Raw genomic sequence first — 24,336 nt, forward strand, 5'->3', positions numbered from 1 at the left:
TTTTCAATTTTTAGATGCATTACTGGTTTCAGAATACATTCTTTTTACAATTTCTAATGAGGGTTTGTTTTGAACCGTATAATCACTATCGTTAACCCCTCCTACTGAAGTGTGGTCTTCAAACCATTTCCATAAAAAACCGCCCGCAAACCAATCTTCTTTCCAAAATTGATTGTAAAGTGCTTGTAAGGCATTGGTCTGCGCTTGTAAATTTACCTTTTTTTCTTTTGAAAAATTCCAAGGTTCATGGGTAGTATAATCCGTGCTTTGGTAACCGTATTCGGTAAATAAAACTTTTTTATTGTGTTTTTCAGCAAAGGATTCCATACTGTTTTTATGACGATTCCATTCTTTTTCAAGTAATTCAATAGAAGGTGTTTGCTCATTCGCTAAAGGGAAATAAGCATCAATGCCAATATAATCTAACGTATTAAAAAAAGGAACATTTTGATAGGTGTCCCAATTTTCAGCATAGGTTAATTTTCCGTGATATACTTTTTTTATATCTTGGATTAATGTTTTCCAAAATAAAGGTCTTTTGATAACAAAACTATTTAATTCTGTTCCAATACAAAATAATTCAATGTTTTGATATTCAGCTATGTTAGCATAAAATAGAATGAACCGTGCATAATTTTTTTCTAGGGCTAGCCAATCTTCTTCTGATTTCATTTCAAGATGTCCTGTAAATCCCTTAGGAATCCAAATTTGAGGTTTCAGCATTATTTTAATATTATTGGAATGAAAAAGAGTACTTGCATTTTCAATACCTTCTTTTCGTTCTCCTATCCATTGTCTTTTAGAATTAAAAAAAATAGCGGTATCATTCACAGTTTTCATAAAGGCAAATGGCATCAAAGTAACCCAATTAGCATGGGTTTCTATTACTGGATTTATTTCTTTTTGAGTGGTTAAATTAGGAGAAGCAACAAAGCTTATTCCATTTATTTTATGCTCTTGAGATGAACAAAAGGTAAAAAGAAGAAAGGTAAAATAAAATAACTTTTTCATTTTAAAATAGTAATCAATTTTCAGAAAAGTTTTATGCTATTTTTAGTTTAAACCAAAATGTTTAAATATACAAAATCATTCGAATCATTAAAAAAATCTTTTCTAAAAGCTTATTTATCTTGATTTATCAAATTAGTTTATCTAGAATGGAAAGCTATTTTTAAATAAAAGTAAGATTTCTAACTTTTATTAGTATCTTAAAACTTTATTTTTACCCAGTTAAATTTTTAATATGGAACACATCGTCATAATTGGAAATGGAATTTCTGGTGTTACACTAGCGAGACATATTCGTAAAAATTCAGATAAAAAAATTACTATTATCTCTGCGGAAACAGAATATTTCTTTTCCAGAACTGCGTTAATGTATGTTTATATGGGACATATGAAATTTGAACATACGCAACCATATGAAAACCATTTTTGGAAAAAAAACAGGATCGATTTAGTATTTAAAAAAGTGGATAAAGTACTGCCAAATGAAAATAGTTTGCTTTTAAACGATCAAACGAAATTCTCTTATGATAAATTAGTGATTGCTACAGGTTCAAAGTCAAATAAATTTGGTTGGCCCGGTCAAGATGCTAAAGGTGTTTTGGGATTGTATCATAAGCAAGATTTGGAAGAATTAGAAGTTTTGTCGAAAGAAGCTAAGCATGCCGTAATTGTGGGAGGAGGTTTGATAGGAATTGAATTAGCCGAAATGTTACTTACTCGAAAAATAGGAGTTACTTTTTTAGTGAGAGAAAAGTATTTTTGGGGAAGTGTTTTACCAGAAGGTGAGGCAAAATTAATAGAGAAACATATAAAAGAACATCATGTCGATTTGCGTTTGGAAACCAATTTGAAAGAAATTCTTACTGATGAAAATGGAAGAACGAAAGCAATTCTAACAGAAGAAGGAGATGAAATTGAATGCGATATCGTTGGACTAACGGTAGGCGTTTCACCGAATATTGCTTTTTTAGAAGGTTCTGGTATTGAAACGAACAAAGGTGTTTTAGTAAATCGTTTTTTAGAAACTAATCTTTCAAATATTTATGCAATAGGTGATTGCGCAGAACAAAGAGAAGCTATTGGATACAGAAGACCAGTGGAAGCGGTTTGGTATACAGGAAGAATGATGGGTGAAGTTTTAGCGCAAACTATTTGTGGTAATAAAATGGCATATAATCCAGGACCTTGGTTTAACTCTGCTAAATTTTTGGATATAGAATACCAAACGTATGGTTGGGTTTGGGCAAAACCAAGAGACTATGAGAAACAAATCTATTGGGAACATAAGTCAGGTAAAATAGCCGTTAGAATTGCTTATCATAAAGAGACACAACAGTTTTTAGGGATTAATACTTTCGGTATCAGAATGCGTCATGATTTTTTTGATAAAGTCTTAAGAGAGCAAAAGACAGTAGGTTATGTAATTGATCATTTAAAGCAAGCTAATTTTGATCCTGAATTTTATACACATTATGAGAAAGAAATGACACAGGAGTTTAAATCAGTATTACAAACAGTAAGAGCACACATATGAAGAATTTAAAAATATTACGATTATTAGGTTTAGTTCTTTTTATTGCCGCGATAGTTGCTTTTATAGGAACTTTATTTATTGGTAATTATACCATAACTGAGAAAGTATTAAATACTACTTTTTCGAATAAACCAGAAAGAGTACGTACAACTATAAAAACAGTAGCTCAAGAAAAAGATATCTTAAATAAAGTGTATAATAATGTTTTTGTTTTTGATAAAGAAGTTGGAGTCTTATTAGAAGAGTATAATACTAAAATAACAGATTTAATAGAAAAAGAAAAAGGATTGTCGCAAAATGAAATTGATCAGATTTTTGCTAAATCAATTCAAAATGGTAGAATTAACTACACTAGAGCGGTTGTTGATACTGTTTTTCTGAAAGCACCAGAAAAAGCAAAATTAGTGGATGAAGCGACAAATTGGATGTATGCTGAAAATAGAAATTATGAAAAGGAAACCGATTTTAGAAACGATTTTACTAATAAAATAGCCGATATTAATAGAAATAATGCACAAGAGTTTTTATTGTATCCTAATAAATATACTAAATTTGATCTTACTAAAGCCTCTATTACAGGAACATTACAAGAAAATAAAACTACTTATTTAGGGTTGACTTTTGGTTTAGGAATATTTGGTTCATTATTATTTATTATTACTGGATTGTTTTTGGAACCTTTACCAGGAATCAAAAATAACGGCATCTATTTGTCTGAAGCAACAAATAGAGGTTGGGTCGCTTTTTTTGTTTTTGCTTTTCTAGTTTCATTTTATGTTTTATTATATTTTTTTCCTTTTTACATTGTTAATTGGACGAATATAGTAGATCCTTTAAAATCGCTGTTTATTAGAAATGGCAAAGCATCACAATGGTTTCTTTATGGGGTTTTATATTGTGTTTCTATGCTAGTAATGGGAATTAGAATGTTTATAAAATACCGTCATAATAGTTATCAGGTTGTACGAACAGCAAGCGTTTTATTTTTTCAAATTATTTTTGCTTTTCTTTTGGTTGAAATATTGCCACTATTTGATTTGCCTGGAGTAGATTTAAAAAATGCTTGGCCATTGGATTACAATTTTGTTACTGATTGGAATGTAAAACAACATTTAGAAGCAGGACATTTAGGTAAATTTATGTTGGTTTGGGGTGTTGTTTTAAGTTTAGTGATTGTACCTTTTATGGTCTATTTCTATGGTAAAAGATGGTATTGCTCTTGGGTTTGTGGTTGTGGTGGATTAGCCGAAACATTAGGAGATCCTTACAGACAACTTTCTGATAAGAGATTAATAGCATGGAAAATAGAGCGATGGACTATTTATCCCATTCTTGTTTTTGCAATAGTAATGACCGTTGTGGTTGGATATAATACTTATAATATTGTTTATAATCCTTCAAACATAGGTAATAATACTTTGTTTGGAATTAATGCTTATAAAATTAATGAAGTATATGGCTTTTTGATTGGTTCCATTTTTGCGGGTGTTATTGGAACTGGATTTTATCCCATACTTGGCAATCGTTCCTGGTGTCGATTTGGGTGTCCTTTAGCAGCATATATGGGACTTATTCAGCGATTTAAATCAAGGTTTAGAATCACTACCAATGGGGGTCAATGCATTTCTTGTGGCAATTGTTCAACTTATTGTGAACAAGGCATCGATGTAAGAGCGTATGCGCAAAAAGGAGAAAATATCGTTAGAGCTTCATGTGTAGGATGTGGTGTTTGTGCAGCTGTTTGTCCAAGAGGTGTACTTAAATTAGAAAATGCTCCAGAAAAGGGAAGGATAAAAGCAAACGAAATTTTACTAGGTAATGATATAGATTTGATGGATTTACTTAACAAAAAATAATTTTTAAAACCAAGAACAAAGTTTGGTCGTATATAATTTTATAATTTGGATTACTATTGTTTTTCTTTGAAAATAAGTTTACTTAACGAATAGTAACCCTAGTATTAAAAAACAAAACAAATAAAATATAAGACTATGAGAATATACCTGTCACTTTGCTTATTTTTGATTGTTATTATGTCTGCTTTTGGTCAAAAGACATACATTAAGAATTACTATGATACGGGTGTGTTAAAAGAAGAAGGTTGGGTAGAAAACAACCAAAAAGTTGATTATTGGTTTTTTTATGATAAAAATGGCGTAAAAAAAGAAGAAGGGCATTATGATAAAAATCAAAAAGTAAAATGGTGGATTTTTTATGATGCCAAAGGTAAAGTTGTTAAAAAAAGCGAATTTGAAAATAATAAGTTAAATGGATTTACGATTGTGTACGAGAAAAATAAAATAATACGAGCCGAAGAATATACTATGAATAAGAAAACCAATCAATGGGAAAGTTTGGAAGCTTTTAAAAAAGATAATCCGTTTTTGTTTTTATGATAACACCCAAAATAAAAGTTATTATTCCAGCTTTTAATGAAGAAAAGGCGATTTCTAATGTAATTAAAGAGATTCCTACTCTTGTTTCTGAAATAATTGTGGTAGATAATAACTCCAACGACGCTACGTCAACCGTTGCTAAAACAGCAGGTGCAACTGTACTTTTTGAGCCTAGAAAAGGATATGGTTATGCTTGTTTACGTGGAATGAAATACATTGAACAGCAATTAGAAAAACCAGATATTATTGTTTTTTTAGATGGAGATTATTCAGATTACCCTGAAGAACTGATACAACTTACAACGCCAATTGTAGAACAAAATGTTGATTTTGTGATTGGAGCAAGGGTAAAAGGTTTAAGAGAAACTGGTGCAATGACTCCGCAACAAATTTTTGGGAATTGGCTAGCTACATTTCTTATGAAAGTATTTTTTAAAGCTAAGTTTTCTGATTTAGGACCCTTTAGAGCTATTAAGTATGATAAATTAATAGCTTTGCAAATGGAAGATAAAACGTATGGATGGACCGTAGAAATGCAATTAAAAGTTTTGAAACAAAAAATGTCTTATATTGAAATACCTGTACGGTATAAAAATAGAATTGGTGTTTCTAAAGTTTCTGGAACAGTTAAAGGAACAATTATGGCTGGTGTTAAAATTATTGGATGGATCCTCAAATATAGTTTTAAAAAATAATGACCTATTTAGTACTATCTTATATAATCTTATTTTTTTATAGCTTGGCTATAGTGCTAATTTTTTTCTATAGTTTGGCTCAATTTAATTTGTTGTTAAATTATTTAAAAAGTAAGAAGAAACAGACAGAGAAAGTAAAGTTTGATTTTTCTAAAGTATCAGAAATACCTTTTGTAACAATTCAATTGCCTATTTTTAATGAAAAATATGTAGTAGAAAGATTGTTGAACACGGTTTCTCAATTAGAATATCCAGTAGATAAATTTGAAATACAAGTTTTAGATGATTCTACAGACGATTCTGTACATCAGACAAAAGAAATAATTGAGACTATTGCAGCAAATGGGGTAGCAATACATCATATAAGAAGAAAAAATAGAGTAGGGTTTAAAGCAGGAGCTTTAAAAGAAGGATTAAAAATTGCAAAAGGAGATTTTATAGTCATATTTGATGCCGATTTTGTACCAAATAAAGATTGGCTATTTCAAACAATACCTTATTTTAAAGATGAAAATATTGGTGTGGTTCAAACCAGATGGGGGCATATTAATAGAGATTTTTCATTATTAACAAAAATACAAGCATTTGCCTTAGATGCTCATTTTACTTTAGAACAGGTAGGTCGTAATTCAAAAGAACATTTTATAAATTTTAATGGAACTGCAGGAGTTTGGAGAAAGAGTTGTATACTAGATGCGGGAAATTGGGAAAGTGATACCTTAACTGAAGATCTAGATTTAAGCTACAGAGCGCAGTTAAAAAAATGGCAATTTGTTTATTTAGAAGACATAGAAACCCCTGCTGAACTACCTGCTGTTTTAAGTGCGGCTCGATCACAACAGTTTAGATGGAATAAAGGTGGAGCAGAAAATTTTAAAAAAATGTCAAAAAGAGTTATTGCAGCACATGATATTACTTTAAAAACTAAGTTTCATGGCTTACTACATCTTTTAAATAGTTCTATGTTTTTATGCATTTTTGCTATGGCAATTCTAAGCGTACCTGCTTTGTATATAAAGAATCAATTTCCAGAATTGAAAATTCTATTTAATATAGCGGCTTTTTTTGTGTTAACTTCTATCATTTTCTTTACCTGTTATTGGTTTACTTATAAGAAAATAAATGGAGGAGGAATCGCAAATTTCTTTAAGTACATTCGTATGTTTTTTACTTTTTATACTATAGCAATGGGGTTTTCTTTTCAAAATTCTATAGCTGTTTTAGAAGGATTGTTTGGTAAAAAAAGTGAATTTGTAAGAACTCCGAAGTTTAACATTGAATCTTTAAAAGAAAAATGGAAAGAAAATATTTATCTCTCCAGTAAAATTTCTAAAAATACTATAGTTGAAGGATTGCTAGTTTTGTATTTCTTATTTGGTATTTATAGTGGATACAAACTAAATGATTTCGGACTTTTACCTTTTCATATAATGTTATTTATAGGGTATGGTTATGTTTTTGTTAAATCCTTTAAAACGATTTGATTTTGAAGCAATTGTTATTGCAATATAAGAGTGTTTTTTTTGTGTTTTTTTCTGCCTTAACCTATGTGTTTTTAGGTTATTTTGTTGCAAGAGAAAGTTTTAATCTATTGTTTTCTTTATATACAGTAACTTTTATTGCATTCTATTTTTTATATACTTCGTCTTTTTCAGAACGTCAATTGTTTGCTTTTGGAATTTGCTTTAGAATAATACTTCTTTTTTGTTTGCCATTTTGGTCACAAGATTTTTACCGTTTTATTTGGGATGGAAGAGTATTGCTTTCAGGAATTAGTCCGTATGAATTTAAACCAAATGATATAATTAGCAATGTGCCTATTTTGCAATCTCATGAGTTATATGAAAAAATGGGAAGTTTAAGTGCTTCTCATTTTTCAAATTATCCTCCAGTAAACCAATTTTTATTTGCTATTGTAGCTTTTCTTTCACCAAAATCTATTTTCTTTTCAGCTTTTTTTTTAAAAGTATTTATATTTTTTTCCGACATTGGAATCTATTATTTTGGTAAAAAGTTATTGCAATTACTTTTAGTTGAAACTAAAAATATTTTTCTATATTTTTTGAATCCTTTAGTGATATTGGAATTAGCAGGAAATGCTCATTTTGAAGGAGTAATGTTGTTTTTTTTAATTTTAGGGTTTTATTTTTTCTTTCTAAATAAATGGATTTTAGCAGCTTTTTGTATTGCATTATCTGTATCAGTTAAATTGTTGCCATTATTATTATTACCATTTATTTATCAACGATTAGGATTTAAGAAAAGTTTTTTCTTTTGCTTAGTTGTAATACTATTTAATTGTATACTCTTTTTACCATTTTTAACCAATACTCTTATTCAAAATTATTCAGATACAATCGCTTTATGGTTTGTTAATTTTGAATTTAATGCGAGTTTTTATTATCTATTTAGAACGATAGGGTATTGGATTAAAGGATATAATACAATTGGTATTATTGGTAAAATAACACCAATTTTTGCAGTCATAATGATCTTGTTTTTTGCGTTAGTAAAAGAAAATAGAAAACCGTATTCCTTTTTTAGAAATAGTTTGTTTGCATTAACTATCTATTTTTTTATTTCTACAACAGTTCACCCGTGGTATTTAATTAACTTACTGGTACTTTCTTTGTTTACTAAATTTAGATTTGTTATAGTATGGACTTATACAGTTGTTTTAAGCTATTACGCCTATAGCCAAATACCTTTTCAAGAAAATATGGTTTTTCTTTTCTTGGAATACGGTATTGTGATTGGTGTTTTATACTACGATTTTTTTAAAATTAATAAAAATAAGAGACTAGCATTGTCAAATAATTTAAAAGAATAGAAATTATTTTTTATAATAGTTCCAATGTTCTTTCCAGTGCCATTCCTCTTGATCCTTTTATTAATAACAATGCATTTTGAGGTGTATTTTTGATAAAATGCTTTGAAAAATTTTCAAATGAATCAAAAAATAGAAGGTTACTTTTTTCTATTTTATTAGCAAAAAAGTCTTTGCCAATAAAATAGGATACTATAGTTTCATTTTCTTTTAATAGAGCAACAATTTTTTGATGCTCATCATTACTTTCTTTACCTAGTTCAAACATATCTCCAAAAACAACTATTTTATTTGGATGTTTCAATTGTTTGAAATTTTCAATAGCCGCCTGCATACTACTTGGATTAGCATTGTATGCGTCTAAAATAATTTCGTTGCTGTTTTTTTGAATAAGTTGCGAACGATTGTTTGTGGGGATATATGATTCTATAGCTTCTTTTATATGTTTGGGATTAATTGAAAAATATTCTCCAATAGTTATAGCTGCATTAATATTATTTGCATTATACATGCCAATTAAATGAGAAGAAATAACTAAATTTTTATAAGTCATTTGCACCATAGGATTTACCTTAATATCGGTTACAATAACATCACTTTTTTGTGTTGTAGAGAAAGAATAACGGGTAATAGTTTTTGTCTTTTGTTCTTGTAAAGTATCGTCTAAATTTACAAAAGCTATTTTCTTTTTCTTTTCTAGAAATTGATACAGTTCACTTTTTCCTTCGATAACACCTTCAACACCTCCAAAGCCTTCTAAATGAGCTTTTCCAAAATTGGTAATATAACCAAAATCAGGCTCAGCTATTTCACATAAAAAGGCTATTTCCTTTTTATGATTTGCCCCCATTTCCACAATTCCTATTTCAGTATCTTTTGTAAATGACAATAGAGTTAGTGGAACGCCGATATGATTATTTAGATTGCCTGAGGTTGCAGTTGTTTTGTATTTTTTTGATAAAACAGTATTAATAAGTTCTTTTGTAGTTGTTTTACCATTGCTTCCTGTTAATGCAATTATTTTTGTTTGAAGCTCTTTTCTGTGATAATTGGCTAGTCTTTGTAAGATAATTAAAGTGTCAGAAACTAAAATTGTCTTCCCTTCAATTTGATAATTAGGGTTGTCAATTAGTACATATTTTGCTCCTTTTTTGATGGCCTCTTTTGTAAATGTATTAGCATCAAAATTAGCTCCTTTTAAGGCAACAAAAAGATCGTTTTTTTCAATCTTTCTTGTGTCAGTTATGACTCTGTTACATTCTAAAAACTTTTCGTATATTTTATCGATATTCATAAAGCGAATATACTAAAAAAGCCCATTTTTTTAAAAAAATGGGCTTTTTAATATGAAAATTAATTTGTCTTAGAATTTTGGATTACCTCTAGGCGTTTTCTTGTTAGATTTTGGACCTACTTTAGACATAGCATTTCTAAATCCAATATAGTCGGTTGCCATATCTTGAGGGAAGTATCTTCTTGACGCTGGGTCTAACCAGTATGCTCTATCTCTCCAAGAACCACCTTTGTAAACTCTTACTTCATTGTTTACAAGAGTTGTTCTTTTGTCTGACTGGTCATATTTTTTCTCTAATTTACCTGTTGCCGAATCTACAGCTATTGAATGTCTTGGAGATTCATACATTCTCTTCGTTTTATCTTCTTCTTCATCATCTGAACCAAAATTAAAGAATCTTGTAGAAGGCTTGTCTCCATCTCTATAATCTCTATTGTCAGATGTTGAGAAGTTTTGTCTTAAATATGTCTCATTATCATCAACTGGAACTTGTGCAATTTGACCAGGGAAGTTTCTAGCTAAAATTTTACCATTACTTAATGTGTCATATTTTACATTTTCAGCTGTTACAACTTCAACAACTCCATCTTCGCCAATTTTATTTTTCATGTAAACATTACCTCTGTAGTAATTGAAGTCATTTGCTTCGTCATCAACCATAGGTCTGTAAACATCTGCTACCCATTCAGCTACATTTCCAGCCATATCATAAAGACCAAAATCGTTTGCAGGATAACTTTTTACTTTGTTTGTAATATCCGCTCCGTCATCGCTCCAACCAGCAACTCCACCATAATCACCTCTACCTTGTTTAAAGTTTGCTAACTGATCACCTCTTTGTTGTCTTTTGCCAGATCTTGTGTATTGACCATTCCAAGGGTATTTCTTTTGACCTTTATAAATATTAAATTCTCTGTTTCCTACTAATGCGCTTGCAGCATATTCCCATTCTGCTTCGGTTGGAAGTCTATACTCTGGTAAAATTAAACCTGAATTAATTTGCGCATACACATTTTTAGCAGTATCAGCAACTTCTTTTCTTCCGCCATTCATTTCTCTTTTTAAAACAATGTCTTCATTACCTCCATATGTTTTAGTTGGTGAAGCTAAATAGGTTTCTGTGCTAAATGTTGATTCAGCTGTAACTTCTGAACCTAACTTAACTTTAGAATCTTTTTTCAAATAACCGTTTTTTTCTAACATGTTTTCGTTAACACGGTCTGTTCTCCATTTGCTAAATTCAACTGCTTGAATCCAGTTTACACCTACTACAGGATATTCAGCATATGCTGGATGTCTTAAGTAGTTGTTTGTCATAGTTTCGTTATAACCAAGGCGGTTTCTCCAAACCAATGTGTCTGGAATTGCCCCTGTATATATGTTTTTATAATTTTCTTCTGTAGGTGGGAAAACAGTTTTTAACCAAAATAAGTATTCTGTATACATTAAATTAGTTACTTCTGTTTCGTCCATGTAAAAAGATTGAATGTGTTGCTGACTTGGTGTGTTATTCCAATCATGCATTACATCATCTTGCACTTTACCCATTGTAAATGTACCACCTTCGATTGGCACCATTCCTGGAGGTGTTTCTTGTTTTGTAAACTTAGAATTGTGTTGGAAACCACCGTTTTTGTCGTTGATTTTCCATCCAGTAGCTCTTGAGGCTCCTTTTGTGCTAGAACTTTTGCTACAGCTGCTCAAACCAATAGTTATTGATAGTATCAATAACGCCTTCAAAGTCATAATTTGCTTAATTTTCATACTCTAGTAGGTAATAAATTTAGTGTCGCAAGATAGTAATTATGTGTTAATTTGCAACATGATTTTTAAAAAATCTAAAAAAAAATTAATTTTATGTTAAAATCGCTTAATAACAACGAATTATTTTATTTTTTATTGTGTTGTAGTATATTTAATTTTTTTTGTTCTCTTTGTAATATTAAAATATTAATTGCGTTATTCTACTAATGAAAAAGAAAATTATATATTTCTTTCTATTGATTTGTGTTGTTTCTGTAGCACAAAATAGTAAAGTTGTTTCCTTGAATTGGAAAGGATTTGAAGTTTATTCAAATGGAGATTATACATTTAAATGTCCTAGGTTTACGGGCGATTTTTTTAGTTTAGATTTAAATAATCATACTGTTTCTTATAACGAAGAAGCATTTGTGTCTCAATTGATAGATGAAAATTCTTTAGTTGTAACTAATGTTAGTTATCAGAATATTTTACCTGAAGAGTTGTTTGATTTGGATATACAAAAAATACCTACTTCAATAAATCCTAGGATAGAGTCTTTTTATGCTAGGGATCAAATAATTTCTTTGTTTAGTTTTTCGCCAATTATTAAAAATAATGGTGTTTTTCAAAAAGTTGTTTCTTTAAGTTATGCCTATAATTTTAAAACAGGTAATAATCGTTTTTTTAGCACCCAGAGTATTACAAATTCAGCATTTGCAACTGGGAGTTGGTACCGATTTTATGTTGAAAAATCTGGTGTTTATAAAATATCAAAATCGTTTCTTCAAGGTTTAGGATTTGATGTGAATGTTGATCCTAGGACTATTAAGATTTTTGGTAATGGAGGAAGAATGTTGCCATTGTTAAATGATACAGCTTATCCAGACGATATAGCTGAAAATGCCATACGATTTGTGGGTGAAAATGACGGTGTGTTTCATGATTCGGATTATATTCTTTTTTATGCGGAAGGGGTAGATACATGGAATGCTGAAAGTTTAACTAAAATAAATCTTTTTTCAAATAAATCTTATTACTATATAACTTCTGGTATGGGTCAGGGAAAAAGGATAACAGCTGCTTTAGAACCTACAAATTCTGCATCTTTAACTTTTTCAAACTTTGATGATGTTATCATTTACGAAAAGGATCTGGTTAATGTGGCTAAAGTAGGGAGAAGATGGTTTGGAGAAGAGTTTAATATTAATAACAATCAAACTTTTAATTTTTCTATCCCAAATGTTGATGCTTCCGAACCTATAAATTTGAAGATTAATTTTGCTTCTGTTTCTTTTGGAAATTCTTCTTTTGCTGTAAAAGTAAATAATCAAGCCTTAGGTACGGTCTCTTTTCCTGTGGTGCAAAGTGGCGGAACAGCAGAAGGTTTTGAGAATGTATTTAATGCTACTTTTAGTGCAGCATCATCTGTGAATATCGACTTAACATACAATAATGGAGGCGTGCCTTCTTCAAATGGTTTTTTAGATTTTATAATGTTAAAGGCTAAAAGAAATTTGCAAGGTTATGGCAAGCAATTTGAGTTTTTTAATAATGAGGAGGCAAATAATATAGGAGTTGGTGAGTATGTGGTTTCCAATGCTACTTCTATTAATGAGGTTTGGGATGTGACGGATATTTATAATGTTACTAATTATGTGAATAATAACCAGTCTAGTTTTTCTTTTAAAGTAGATCTGGGGTTTCAAAAAAAATATATCGCTTTAGATGACTCCGATTTCTATACGCCTTTAAAAGATGCGGTTACACGTGTGGCTAATCAAAATTTAAAAGGAACTATTTTTAATGATAATCAGGGTAATTTTCAAGATATTGATTGTTTAATTATTACACCTTCTTTTTTAGTTAATCAGGCAGAAAGATTGGCTAATTTTCATAGAAGCAATTCAGGATTAGTGGTTCGAGTGGTTAGTTTAGAATCCATTTATAAAGAATTTAGCTCAGGTAAACAGGATGTAGCAGCGATTCGGAATTTTGTAAAATATGTCTATTGGAATGCTTCAGACTCGTCAAGAAGAGTAAAATACTTAAACCTTTTTGGCGATGCTTCTTATGATTATAAAGATAGAGTTCCAAATAATAGTAATATTGTTCCCACATTTCATGGATTTAATCCCAATAGTTCAGAGGTAAACAATTCTTCTAATATGTCGCTTTTTTCGGCTTTTATATCAGATGATTTTTTTACATTAATGGATAATGGAGAAGGTCCAATGACTTCTACTATGGATGGAATCGATATCGCTGTGGGACGAATGATTGTTTCTTCAGTTCAACAAGCGAAACAAATGGTTGATAAAGTGATAGATTATTATGATGAACAATCCTATGGTAGATGGAGAAATAGTTATGTTATTTATTCTGATGATGCTGATACAGAAGGAGATGCACAGTTGCAGTTTGCTTTAGATGATTTGGCAGATGATTTAATTGCGGCAAAACCATTTGTGAATGTAAAAAAAATCCATACAGACTCTTATGTTCAACAAGTTGCGGCTGGAGGGGAGCGTTATCCAGATGCTAAAAGTGATTTCTTAGACGCAATACAGTTAGGTGCTCTAGTGGTTAATTATTTGGGACATGGTAATGAAGAATCATTAGCTAGAGAAAGATTGTTTGAAAAATTAGATGCTCAAAATCTTTATAATCCTTACAGGTATCCTTTGTTTATAACTATTACTTGTGATTTTACTCGATTCGATGATCCTAATCGTTTTTCAGGTGGTGAGTATTTGTATTGGAATGCGCAAGGTGGAGCAGTAAGCCTTATTGCAACTACAAGATTAATAGGTGTAACTACTGGTTTGGTAATGAATGATTATTTGAATAGTTATTTGTATGCTTTTGGGACTAATAATTATCCTACCATAGCAGAAGCATTGAGAATGGCTAAACTTCAAAACGGAACATCATCTAATAGAAGGGTAGTTTTTTATATTGGAGATCCTGCTTTGAAATTAGCAATACCAAAGCCTAAAGTAGTGCTTACAGAGGTTAATGATATTCCAATTAATCAATTTAATGGAACTTTTCAAGCACTAAGTTTGATGAAAATCAAGGGTAGTATATTAGATGAAAACGACGTTGTAATGACTGGTTATAATGGTGATTTAGCCGTTCAGATTTTTGATAAAGATATTAATAGAAGTACTTTAGGAAATAATGGAGCTAGTGATGCTTCAGGGATTATAATTATGGATTTTACCACAATTGGAGAAACTATTTTTAGAGGTAATGCTTCCGTAAATAATGGAGTTTTTGAATTAAGTTTTGTGGTGCCTCAAGATATTAAAATTCCCGTAGGGAACGGTAAGATTAGTTTTTATGCTAAGAGAAATAATCCGATTTTAGAAGATCAAACGGGTTATAATAAAGATATTTTAATAGGAGGAGTAAATGCTAACGCTCCAGCAGATAATGCGCCGCCAGTAGTAAGATTGTATTTAAATGATGAAAGTTTTGTTTCTGGAGGAATTTCAAATTGTTCCCCTATATTGTTAGCGTTTTTAGAAGATGAAAATGGTATTAATACGGCAAGTGGCATAGGTCATGATATTGTTGCGATTTTAGATGGAGATGAATCAAATCCATATATTTTAAATGATTATTATGAAACTGAAAATGACGATTTTACTAAAGGGAAGGTGCGATATCAGTTTCGAAATCTAACGTCAGGTTTGCATACCATACTTTTTAAAGCATGGGATGTTTATAATAATTTGGTAACGGCTGAAATTCAGTTTAATGCAGTTTGCGGGAGTGAAAATATTGCCTTAGAGCGTGTTCTAAATTATCCGAATCCTTTTGTTAGTTATACTGAGTTTTGGTTTACTCATAATAGACCTTTTGAATCTTTAGATGTGCAAGTGCAAATTTTAACCATTACTGGAAAACTGATAAAAACAATTAATCAACAAGTAATGACTGAAGGCTTTTTGTGTAGAGAATTAAAATGGGATGGGAAAGATGATTTTGGAGATAAAATAGGAAAAGGCGTTTATGTGTATAAGCTTACAGTGCGATCTTCTTTAACTGGAGATACAGCAGAAAAATATGAGAAACTTGTAATACTATAATAAAATATTATATTTGTCTAATTTAATTTACAATTCTAATGAAGAAAATAGCAGTTTTATTAATTCTATTTATAACTGGTCAATATGTAAAAGCTCAGGAAAGAGTAATTACAACAGGGGTTCCTTTTTTATTAATTGCTGCAGATGCTAGATCTGCTGGTATGGGAGATATGGGGGTGGCAACTTCTACAGACGCTTTTTCTCAACAACATAATCCAGCAAAATATGCTTTTTCTTTGGAAAAACAAGGTTTTTCGTTGAGTTATACGCCCTATTTGACAAGTATCGCAAATGATATTTCCTTAGGTCAAGTTACTTATTTTAATCGAATCAATGAACGTAGTGCTTTTGCGGCTTCTTTACGTTACTTTGGGCTAGGTGATATACAGTTAACGAATGCACAAGGAGAACTTCAAAATACAGTTTCGCCAAATGAATTAGCTTTAGATGGTTCTTATGCTTTGAAATTAAGCGAACGATTCTCTATGTCAGTTGGAGGACGATTTATACGTTCTAATCTAAAAATTGCTACAGATAATAATGACGCAACAGCAGCTTCAACTTTTGCAGTTGATATTTCTGGATATTATCAATCTGAAGAAATAGCTTATAATGATTTTAACGGAAGATGGAGAGCTGGTTTTAATTTTCAAAATCTAGGTCCTAAGATTAACTATGATAACGATAAGTTAGATGAGAATTCAAATTTTATTCCGTCTAATATGAGATTAGGTGCTGGTTTTGATTTTATTTTTGACGAATATAATAAAGTAGCAGTAGGAGTGGAAGTAACTAAATTATTAGTGCCAACACCTCCAAAGAGAATTAATTCTGGTGATTTGAAAGAAGATGGAACAGCATATACTCAAGCTGAAGCTGATACTGCTAATAGTCAGGCTATTATTGATTATAGAAAAACAGGCTGGGTGAGTGGTATTTTTAAATCTTTTGGTGATGCGCCAGATGGATTTAGTGAAGAGTTAAAAGAATTTACTTATGCTTTAGGTGCTGAATATGCTTATCAAGATTCTTTTTCTTTAAGAACAGGCTATTTTCATGAAAGTGAAACAAAAGGAGCTAGAAAATATTTTACTTTAGGTGCAGGGTTTAAATACAATGCTGTTAAAATAGATGTTTCGTATTTGTTTTCAGCATCAAAAGTTAGAAACCCATTAGAAAATACATTGCGATTCTCATTATCATTCAATTTTGGTGATGGCTATGATGAATTATAATAATAACAATTAAAAAATGAAACATCCAAATTCTTAAAGAGTTTGGATTTTTTTTCCTATATATATGAAGCAAATTACATTTACAACAACATTTTCAGTGTTTGATTCTTTAGAAGAACTTGATGTAAAAGATAAAACAATCATGTTGCAAGCAATAGAAGCTAGAAAAAAGGCCTATGCTCCTTATTCAAAATTTCAAGTAGGTACTGCAATATTATTAGATAATGGAGAAATTATTCTGGGTTCTAATCAAGAGAATGCAGCTTACCCTTCAGGATTGTGCGCAGAAAGGGTTGCTATCTTTTATGCAGGGGCAAATTACCCTGATGCTAAAGTCTTGAAATTGTTTATTTCTGCCTCACCAAAAGATAGAGAACTAGAAGATCCAATTCCACCATGTGGTTCTTGCAGACAATCTATTGCTGAATATGAGATGAAACAAGATTCAGGAATTGAAATTTATTTTATGGGATCAAAGGGTAAAGTATACCATTCAAATTCCCTGCAAAATCTATTGCCTTTCCTTTTTGAAAAAAAGCATCTATAACGATTTCGTTGATAAAAAATAACATATTCGTAATAAAATAAAGAAAATTGATAAAAATTAATTTTTTCAATAAGCTTCTATGTAGTATTTTTGCTTTTTGTAAAATTTTTCAAATTAAGTTTTATCTTTTTTTGTAAAATAATCCAATTTAATTCATAAACAAATGAAACCAATAACTAAAGAAGTTTACCTAAAGTGGTATGAGGAAATGCAATTTTGGAGAAAGTTTGAAGACAAACTTGCTGCACTTTACATTCAACAAAAAGTAAGAGGATTTTTACATTTATATAATGGACAAGAAGCGGTATTAGCTGGTGCTTTACATGCAATGGATTTATCTAAAGATAAAATGATTACGGCGTATCGTAATCACGTTCAGCCTATAGGAATGGGAGTTGATCCAAAAAGAGTTATGGCTGAGTTATTAGGTAAGGCTACAGGTACTTCTCAAGGATTAGGTGGGTCAATGCATATTTTTTCTAAAGAGCATGGTTTTTATGGTGGACATGGAATAGTTGGAGGGCAAATTCCACTTGGTGCAGGACTAGCTTTTGCAGATAAATATTTTGAAACAGGAGGAGTTACTTTAACATACTTTGGTGATGGAGCTGCAAGACAGGGATCGTTACATGAAACGTTCAATATGGCGATGAACTGGAAATTGCCAGTAGTATTTATTGTAGAAAATAATGGTTATGCAATGGGAACTTCGGTAGAACGTACTGCAAACCATACAGATATCTGGAAATTAGGATTAGGTTATGAAATGCCTAGTGGACCAGTAGATGGAATGAATCCAATAAAAGTTGCAGAAGCGATGCATGAAGCGATTGAAAGAGCAAGAAGAGGCGACGGTCCAACATTCTTAGAAATGAAAACATACCGTTATCGAGGACATTCTATGTCTGATGCGCAACACTACAGAACTAAAGAAGAAGTAGAAGAGTATAAAAAAATCGATCCAATTACTCAAGTTTTAGATATCATAAAAGAAAATGGTTATGCTACAGAAACGGAAATTGAAGCGATTGATAGCCGTGTAAGAGATTTGGTCGAAGAATGTGAGAAATTTGCTGACGAATCACCTTATCCAGAATTGAATGTGATGTACGATGTAGTATACGAAGAAGAAAATTATCCATTTTTACCTCATAAATTATAAGTATTATGGCAACAGTAATAACAATGCCGCGTTTAAGCGATACAATGACAGAAGGAACCGTGGCAAAATGGCTTAAAAAAGTTGGTGACAAAATAGAAGAAGGCGATATTTTAGCTGAAATTGAAACCGACAAAGCTACTATGGAGTTTGAATCTTTTAATGCAGGAACTCTTTTGTATATTGGGATTAATGAAGGAGAAACTGCAGATGTAGATTCTCTTTTGGCAATCATTGGCAAAGAAGGTGAAGATGTTTCAAGTTTATTAAGTGGTGCTAACACTGAAAATAATACTGATTCAAAACCAGAAACAAAATCAAAAACGGAAGAATCTAATATTGAAAAACCAGCAAGCGGAAAATCAGAATTACCTAAAGGAGTTATTGTTGTAACAATGCCTCGTTTAAGTGATACTATGACAGAAGGAACTGTAGCTACTTGGTTGAAAAAGGTAGGTGATATCATTTCTGAAGGAGATATCCTAGCTGAGATTGAAACCGACAAAGCTACTATGGAATTTGAATCATTTAACGCAGGAACTTTATTGCATATTGGTGTTCAAGAAGGTGAATCTGCTCCTGTAGATAGTATTTTAGCAATCTTAGGACCTTCAGGAACAGATATTTCAGGTGTAGTTGCAAATTATAAATCAGGTGATTCTGGGAGCGCCGAAAATAAAGAAGCTCAAGAAGAATCTAAACCGATTGAGTCTGCAACTTCAGTACCAGTTCAGAATACACATTCTGCTTCTAATGGTAGGATATTTGCTTCCCCTTTAGCCAAAAAAATAGCAGAAGAAAAAGGAATTAATTTAACCGAAGTTAAAGGTTCTGGTGAAAACGGTAGAATAGTAAAATCTGATGTAGAAAACTTTACGCCAAATACAGTTGCTACCACGTCAAAAGTAATAGAACCTGTAAAAGAAGCTTCAAATGCAGTGGCAGATGTGAAGCCTTTTGTGCCTGCTGGCGAAGTGTATCAGGAAGAAGTGAAAAACTCTCAGATGCGTAAGGTAATTGCAAAACGATTAGCTGAATCAAAATTCTCAGCACCACATTATTATTTAACTATAGAGTTAGATATGGATAATGCAATTGCTTCTCGTGAAATGATTAATAGTATTCCAAATACTAAAGTTTCCTTTAATGATATGGTTATTAAAGCAAGTGCGATGGCTTTAAAGAAACATCCGCAAGTAAATTCACAATGGAAAGAAGATGCTATGATTTTAAATCATCATGTAAACATTGGAGTTGCGGTAGCTGTTGAAGATGGATTAGTTGTCCCTGTGTTGAAATTTACAGATCAAATGACATTAACTCAAATTGGAGCAAATGTTAAAGATATGGCTGGAAGAGCTCGTGTGAAAAAAATTCAACCTGCAGAAATGGAAGGTAGTACTTTTACAATTTCAAATTTAGGAATGTTTGGTATTCAGTCTTTTACTTCTATTATCAATCAACCTAACTCAGCTATTTTATCTGTAGGTGCTATTGTTGAAAAACCAGTAGTTAAAAACGGACAAATTGTGGTTGGAAACACCATGACTGTTACCTTGGCTTGCGATCATAGAACTGTTGATGGTGCAACGGGAGCACAATTCTTACAAACGTTTAAAGCGTTTATGGAAAATCCAGTAACGATGTTAGCATAATTATTATATTTAAATATTTGAAAGGGCTCTGTATTTCAGAGCCTTTTTTTTATGTGTAAAACTCAGTTAGGTAGTGTAACTAACATTTATTGAGTCGTTTAGTACGTATTTTTGCCTTGTTAAATGATGAAATTATGAAAAAAACTGTCTTTATTTGGATTCTTAAGTGTGTAGCAGCTATTATACTATTACAAACTTTATTTTTCAAATTTACTGCTGCACCAGAAAGTGTTTATATTTTTTCTACTTTAAATGCAGAACCTTTTGGTAGAATAACTTCTGGAATTATCGAATTAATAGCCTCAATCTTAATTTTAGTTCCTAAAACAACTTTAATAGGAGCAATTCTTGGTGGAGTAACAATGTTGGGAGCTGTGTTTTCTCATCTAACTATTTTGGGTGTTGAAGTTCAAGATGACGGCGGAACTTTATTCATCTTAGCAGTAATTACTTTAATCTCCTGCTTAATACTAATTTATTTTTACAAAGACAACTTTACTAAACTTCTCCAATTTAAGATGTAGTTTTCAATTCTTATGCTTTAAAACCTAAGTTTTGTCGGGATTTTATTATTTTTACGAAAATAAATATAGGAATGAAAAAAATATGTTTTATTGTAAGCTTAGTTTTGTTAGCTTGTAATGGTTCGAAATCAACGGTTTCTAATGAATTGAACACAGTTTCCCAAAGTATCAGTGGAAGTGAAAATTCTTTTGCAAATCAAGAAGATATAGCAAAGACACTTCAGTTTTTAACTTCAGATGAACTGGAAGGTCGTAATACAGGTAGTAAAGGAATTGAAAAAGCAAGTTACTTTTTAGAAGGTGTTTTCAAGCAAAACAAAGTAAAACCTTATTTTAAAAGCTATAGAGACACCCTTTCAAATTATGATTTACCCGCTTATAATATCGTTGGCTATATAGAAGGAAATGATCCTAAATTAAAAAATGAATTTGTTGTTATAGGAGCACATTATGATCATATAGGTAGAATTACACCAGTAAATGGAGATGATATTGGTAATGGAGCCAATGATAATGCTTCAGGAACAACGGCGGTTACTGAAGTTGTAAAATATTTTGCAAAACATAAAACTAATAAAAGAAGCATTATTTTTGCTTTCTTCTCAGCAGAAGAAAAAGGATTATTAGGTTCTAAACACTTAGCAAAGAAATTAAAAGAGCAAAATCTTAATTTATATTTTATGTTTAATTATGAAATGATTGGGGTAAAAATGAATAGAGAAGATATGTTACTTTATTTAACTGGTTTTGGTAAAAGTAATATGGCGCAAAAAATGAATGAATATGCAGGTGAAAATTTGATAGGCTATATTCCTGCAGAAACTCAGTATCAATTATTTAGAGCATCTGATAATTATCCTTTTTATACCGAATTTGAAGTTCCAGCTCAAACCGTATCTACCTTTGATTTTGAAAATTTTCAATTTTACCATCAGCCAGATGATGAATTTGAATTAATGGATACCAAACACATGACGAATGTGGTTAATAAAACGATTCCAGTTTTAGAAAAAATGATGAATGCACCAAGCAAAGAAATTCAGATGAAATAAGCATAAAAAATGCTTCTAAAAATGAAAAATTAACTAATGAAAGATTATCATTATGTTTTTTACTTTCAAATTTTAAATAAATGAAAAACATTATAATAACAGGAACTTCCAGAGGTATTGGATATGAATTAGCTTTGTTGTTTGCCAATCAAGGACATCAAGTAGCGGCTGTTTCAAGAAAACAACCTCAAGAATTTCTTGAGAATAAAAATATAACTTGTTTAGGAATTGATATTTCAAATGAAAAGGAATTACTACAAGTTAAAGAGTTTGTTGAAAAATCATGGAATAGTAATGTAGATATAGTCATACATAATGCAGGATTACTTATTGGGAAGCCTTTTGCTGAACTAACTTCTGAAGATTTTGAACAAGTTTATAAAGTTAACGTTTTTGCTGTTGCAGCATTAACCCGTATCTGTATTCCTTATTTGTCTAAAGGGAGTCATGTGGTCACCATAAGTTCTATGGGTGGTATTCAAGGAAGTATGAAGTTTCCAACTTTAGCAGCTTATAGCTCTAGTAAAGGAGCAGTAATAACGTTGTCTGAATTGTTAGCCGAAGAATACAAAGAAAAAGGAATTGCTTTTAATGTTTTAGCACTTGGCGCTGTCAATACAGAAATGCTACAAGAAGCTTTTCCAGGATATCAAGCACCGCTTTTAGCTAAAGAAATGGCAACTTATATTTTTGATTTTAGTTTAACGGGTAATAAATATTACAACGGTAAAGTTTTGCAGGTTTCATCTACAACACCTTAAAAATTGAGCGACGTTTTACAAAAATATTTACCTGAACATGCGGTTCAATCTTGTTTTGAATTAATCAAAAACAATCACGTTCATTTAAAAATCGTAAATGAACGAGTAACTCGTCATGGTGATTATAGAAAAGATGCGAATGGGTATCATCAAATTACAGTAAATGCCAGTCTCAATAAATATCGTTTCCTAATTACTCTAGTTCATGAAATTGCACATTTAGTTGCCTTTGAAAAATACGGGAGGTATATTAAACCTCATGGTGATGAATGGAAACTCACGTTTAGACAATTGATGTTGCCATATATACGACCTGAGATTTTTCCAAATCAATTGTTACCATTATTAGCTCGTCATTTTAAAAATCCGAAAGCAAGTAGCGATACAGACGCTACACTATCTTTGGCATTGAAGCAGTATGATGAAAAAGAATCAGATAAGAATTATATTTTTGAAATTCCGTATGGAGCTTATTTTAAAATTCATAATGGGCGAGTTTTTAAAAAAATAGCACTACGCGTAAAACGGTATGAGTGTATTGAACTACAAACGGGAAGAATTTTTCTTTTTCAGCCCAACGCAGAAGTAGAATTGGTGGCCAATTAAATGGTTTATTAGTTCAACGAAAGTTTTGATATTAATATTATAATTTCAATTTTTGCAGGAATTTATCTATTTTCTGAATTGCTATTTTTTGGCATTATATTTTTAAGTATATTTAAAGTTATAAAAAGAACCCTTTTAAGGTATATATGAAAAACAACAATTATTACGCAATAATAATGGCTGGTGGTGTAGGTTCGCGTTTTTGGCCAGTAAGTACAACCGAATTTCCAAAACAGTTTCACGACATGTTAGGAACTGGAGAAACGCTGATTCAAAAAACATTTTCCAGATTAAGTAAACTCATTCCTTCTGAAAATATTTTGGTTTTAACCAATGAAAAATACAACGACTTAGTATTAGAGCAATTGCCGTCAATTCAACCGAATCAGGTTGTTCTTGAACCTGCTATGCGAAATACAGCACCCTGTATTTTGTACGCTTCTATGAAAATTAAAAAAGAAAACCCAGACGCTTTGCTTATTGTTGCTCCGTCAGACCATTGGATAGAAGATGAAACTGCTTTTGTGCAAAATGTGCAACAATCTTTTGATTATTGTACTTCAAATAATGCATTAATGACTCTTGGTATTCAACCCACTTTTCCAAATACTGGTTTTGGGTATATCGAATTTGATAAATTAGATATAAATCCAATAAAGAAAGTAAAACAGTTTAGAGAAAAACCAGATTATGAAACAGCGAAATCTTTTTTAGCAAGTGGTAATTTTCTTTGGAATGGCGGTATTTTTATTTGGAGTGTTTCTTCGGTTTTAGAAGCTTTTGCAACATTTCAACCTGAAATGAATGCTCTTTTTGTCTCTGGTTTTGAGAGCTACAATACGATAGCTGAAAAAGAATTTATTGCTCAAAATTATCCTTTAGCCGAAAATATTTCTATAGATTATGCTATTTTGGAAAAAGCATCGAATGTGTATGTCTTACCTGCAACTTTCGATTGGAATGATTTAGGAACTTGGGGGTCTTTACACGAAAAATTGGATAAAGATTTCAATAATAATGCCGTTGTAAATGCTACTGTAATATTAGAAAACGCTTCTAACAATATCATTAGGACTGAAGGTAAAAAGCTCGTGGTTGTGGATGGTCTTGATGATTTTATAATTGTTGATAAAACCGATACTTTATTAATTTATCCAAAAAGTAAAGAGCAAGAAATCAAAGGAATTGTAAGTAAACTACAATAAA

General features: G+C 31.0%; 19 protein-coding genes. 16 read left to right on the forward strand and 3 right to left on the reverse strand.

The window, feature by feature from the left end; genetic code table 11:
* Positions 1-3: 3 nt before the first annotated feature.
* Entirely contained in the window at positions 4-1,011 is a 1,008-nt protein-coding gene (locus tag CX675_RS04800; protein WP_130734083.1) for a glycoside hydrolase, read from the reverse strand.
* Positions 1,012-1,243: 232 nt separating this feature from the next.
* On the opposite strand from CX675_RS04800, the gene CX675_RS04805 reads away from it, so the two are divergent.
* From CX675_RS04805 to mptB, 6 genes are all read left to right on the forward strand, one after another.
* Positions 1,244-2,542, forward strand: a complete 1,299-nt coding sequence (locus CX675_RS04805; RefSeq protein WP_130734084.1) for an NAD(P)/FAD-dependent oxidoreductase — start codon at positions 1,244-1,246, stop codon at positions 2,540-2,542.
* Entirely contained in the window at positions 2,539-4,398 is a 1,860-nt protein-coding gene (locus tag CX675_RS04810) for a 4Fe-4S dicluster domain-containing protein (protein ID WP_240723596.1), read from the forward strand. The genes CX675_RS04805 and CX675_RS04810 overlap by 4 nt, the downstream gene beginning before the upstream one ends.
* A 135-nt stretch (positions 4,399-4,533) precedes the next feature.
* A complete protein-coding gene (locus CX675_RS04815; RefSeq protein WP_130734085.1) occupies positions 4,534-4,938 on the forward strand; it encodes a toxin-antitoxin system YwqK family antitoxin in 405 nt (134 codons plus the stop codon).
* Complete coding sequence (locus tag CX675_RS04820) at positions 4,935-5,633, forward strand: glycosyltransferase family 2 protein (protein ID WP_130734086.1); 699 nt, start codon at positions 4,935-4,937, stop codon at positions 5,631-5,633. Before CX675_RS04815 ends, CX675_RS04820 begins: the two co-directional genes overlap by 4 nt.
* Complete coding sequence (locus CX675_RS04825) at positions 5,633-7,117, forward strand: cellulose synthase family protein (RefSeq protein ID WP_130734087.1); 1,485 nt, start codon at positions 5,633-5,635, stop codon at positions 7,115-7,117. The genes CX675_RS04820 and CX675_RS04825 overlap by 1 nt, the downstream gene beginning before the upstream one ends.
* A gap of 2 nt (positions 7,118-7,119) precedes the next feature.
* The gene (gene mptB / locus CX675_RS04830; protein WP_130734088.1) at positions 7,120-8,463 is read left to right on the forward strand and encodes a polyprenol phosphomannose-dependent alpha 1,6 mannosyltransferase MptB; all 1,344 of its coding nucleotides are present in this window, start codon (positions 7,120-7,122) and stop codon (positions 8,461-8,463) included.
* Positions 8,464-8,473: 10 nt separating this feature from the next.
* On the opposite strand, the gene murF is transcribed toward mptB, so the two are convergent.
* Positions 8,474-9,754 (reverse strand): UDP-N-acetylmuramoyl-tripeptide--D-alanyl-D-alanine ligase, encoded by a 1,281-nt coding sequence (gene murF / locus CX675_RS04835; RefSeq protein ID WP_130734089.1) that lies wholly within the window; start codon positions 9,752-9,754, stop codon positions 8,474-8,476.
* A 69-nt stretch (positions 9,755-9,823) separates the two neighbouring features.
* Positions 9,824-11,518 (reverse strand): gliding motility lipoprotein GldJ, encoded by a 1,695-nt coding sequence (gene gldJ, locus CX675_RS04840; RefSeq protein ID WP_130734090.1) that lies wholly within the window; start codon positions 11,516-11,518, stop codon positions 9,824-9,826.
* Positions 11,519-11,724: 206 nt separating this feature from the next.
* Between gldJ and porU the strand changes: the two genes are divergently transcribed.
* The 10 genes from porU (at position 11,725) to CX675_RS04890 (ending at position 24,335) form a co-directional block, all read left to right on the forward strand.
* Positions 11,725-15,591 (forward strand): type IX secretion system sortase PorU, encoded by a 3,867-nt coding sequence (gene porU / locus CX675_RS04845; protein ID WP_130734091.1) that lies wholly within the window; start codon positions 11,725-11,727, stop codon positions 15,589-15,591.
* Between the two features lie 38 nt (positions 15,592-15,629).
* Positions 15,630-16,826 (forward strand): type IX secretion system outer membrane channel protein PorV, encoded by a 1,197-nt coding sequence (gene porV / locus CX675_RS04850; protein ID WP_130734092.1) that lies wholly within the window; start codon positions 15,630-15,632, stop codon positions 16,824-16,826.
* A gap of 64 nt (positions 16,827-16,890) precedes the next feature.
* A complete protein-coding gene (gene cdd, locus CX675_RS04855) occupies positions 16,891-17,373 on the forward strand; it encodes a cytidine deaminase (RefSeq protein ID WP_130734093.1) in 483 nt (160 codons plus the stop codon).
* Positions 17,374-17,536: 163 nt separating this feature from the next.
* Positions 17,537-18,535: a pyruvate dehydrogenase (acetyl-transferring) E1 component subunit alpha gene (gene pdhA / locus CX675_RS04860; protein WP_130734094.1), complete on the forward strand. Its 999-nt coding sequence runs from the start codon at positions 17,537-17,539 to the stop codon at positions 18,533-18,535.
* A 5-nt stretch (positions 18,536-18,540) separates the two neighbouring features.
* Positions 18,541-20,187: a pyruvate dehydrogenase complex dihydrolipoamide acetyltransferase gene (locus tag CX675_RS04865; protein WP_130734095.1), complete on the forward strand. Its 1,647-nt coding sequence runs from the start codon at positions 18,541-18,543 to the stop codon at positions 20,185-20,187.
* Positions 20,188-20,321: 134 nt separating this feature from the next.
* A complete protein-coding gene (locus tag CX675_RS04870; protein ID WP_130734096.1) occupies positions 20,322-20,711 on the forward strand; it encodes a DoxX family protein in 390 nt (129 codons plus the stop codon).
* Between the two features lie 71 nt (positions 20,712-20,782).
* Entirely contained in the window at positions 20,783-21,763 is a 981-nt protein-coding gene (locus CX675_RS04875) for a M20/M25/M40 family metallo-hydrolase (protein WP_130734097.1), read from the forward strand.
* A gap of 80 nt (positions 21,764-21,843) precedes the next feature.
* Positions 21,844-22,524, forward strand: coding sequence for an SDR family oxidoreductase (locus CX675_RS04880; protein WP_130734098.1), 681 nt, complete (start codon positions 21,844-21,846; stop codon positions 22,522-22,524).
* Positions 22,525-22,527: 3 nt separating this feature from the next.
* Positions 22,528-23,130 carry a SprT-like domain-containing protein gene (locus CX675_RS04885; RefSeq protein ID WP_130734099.1) on the forward strand — a complete coding sequence of 201 codons (603 nt, stop codon included), beginning with the start codon at positions 22,528-22,530 and terminating at the stop codon, positions 23,128-23,130.
* Between the two features lie 146 nt (positions 23,131-23,276).
* The gene (locus CX675_RS04890) at positions 23,277-24,335 is read left to right on the forward strand and encodes a mannose-1-phosphate guanylyltransferase (protein ID WP_130734100.1); all 1,059 of its coding nucleotides are present in this window, start codon (positions 23,277-23,279) and stop codon (positions 24,333-24,335) included.
* The last annotated feature ends 1 nt before the right edge of the window (position 24,336 follow it).

Source organism: Flavobacterium sp. J27, from assembly GCF_004303025.1.
Classification (GTDB): domain Bacteria; phylum Bacteroidota; class Bacteroidia; order Flavobacteriales; family Flavobacteriaceae; genus Flavobacterium.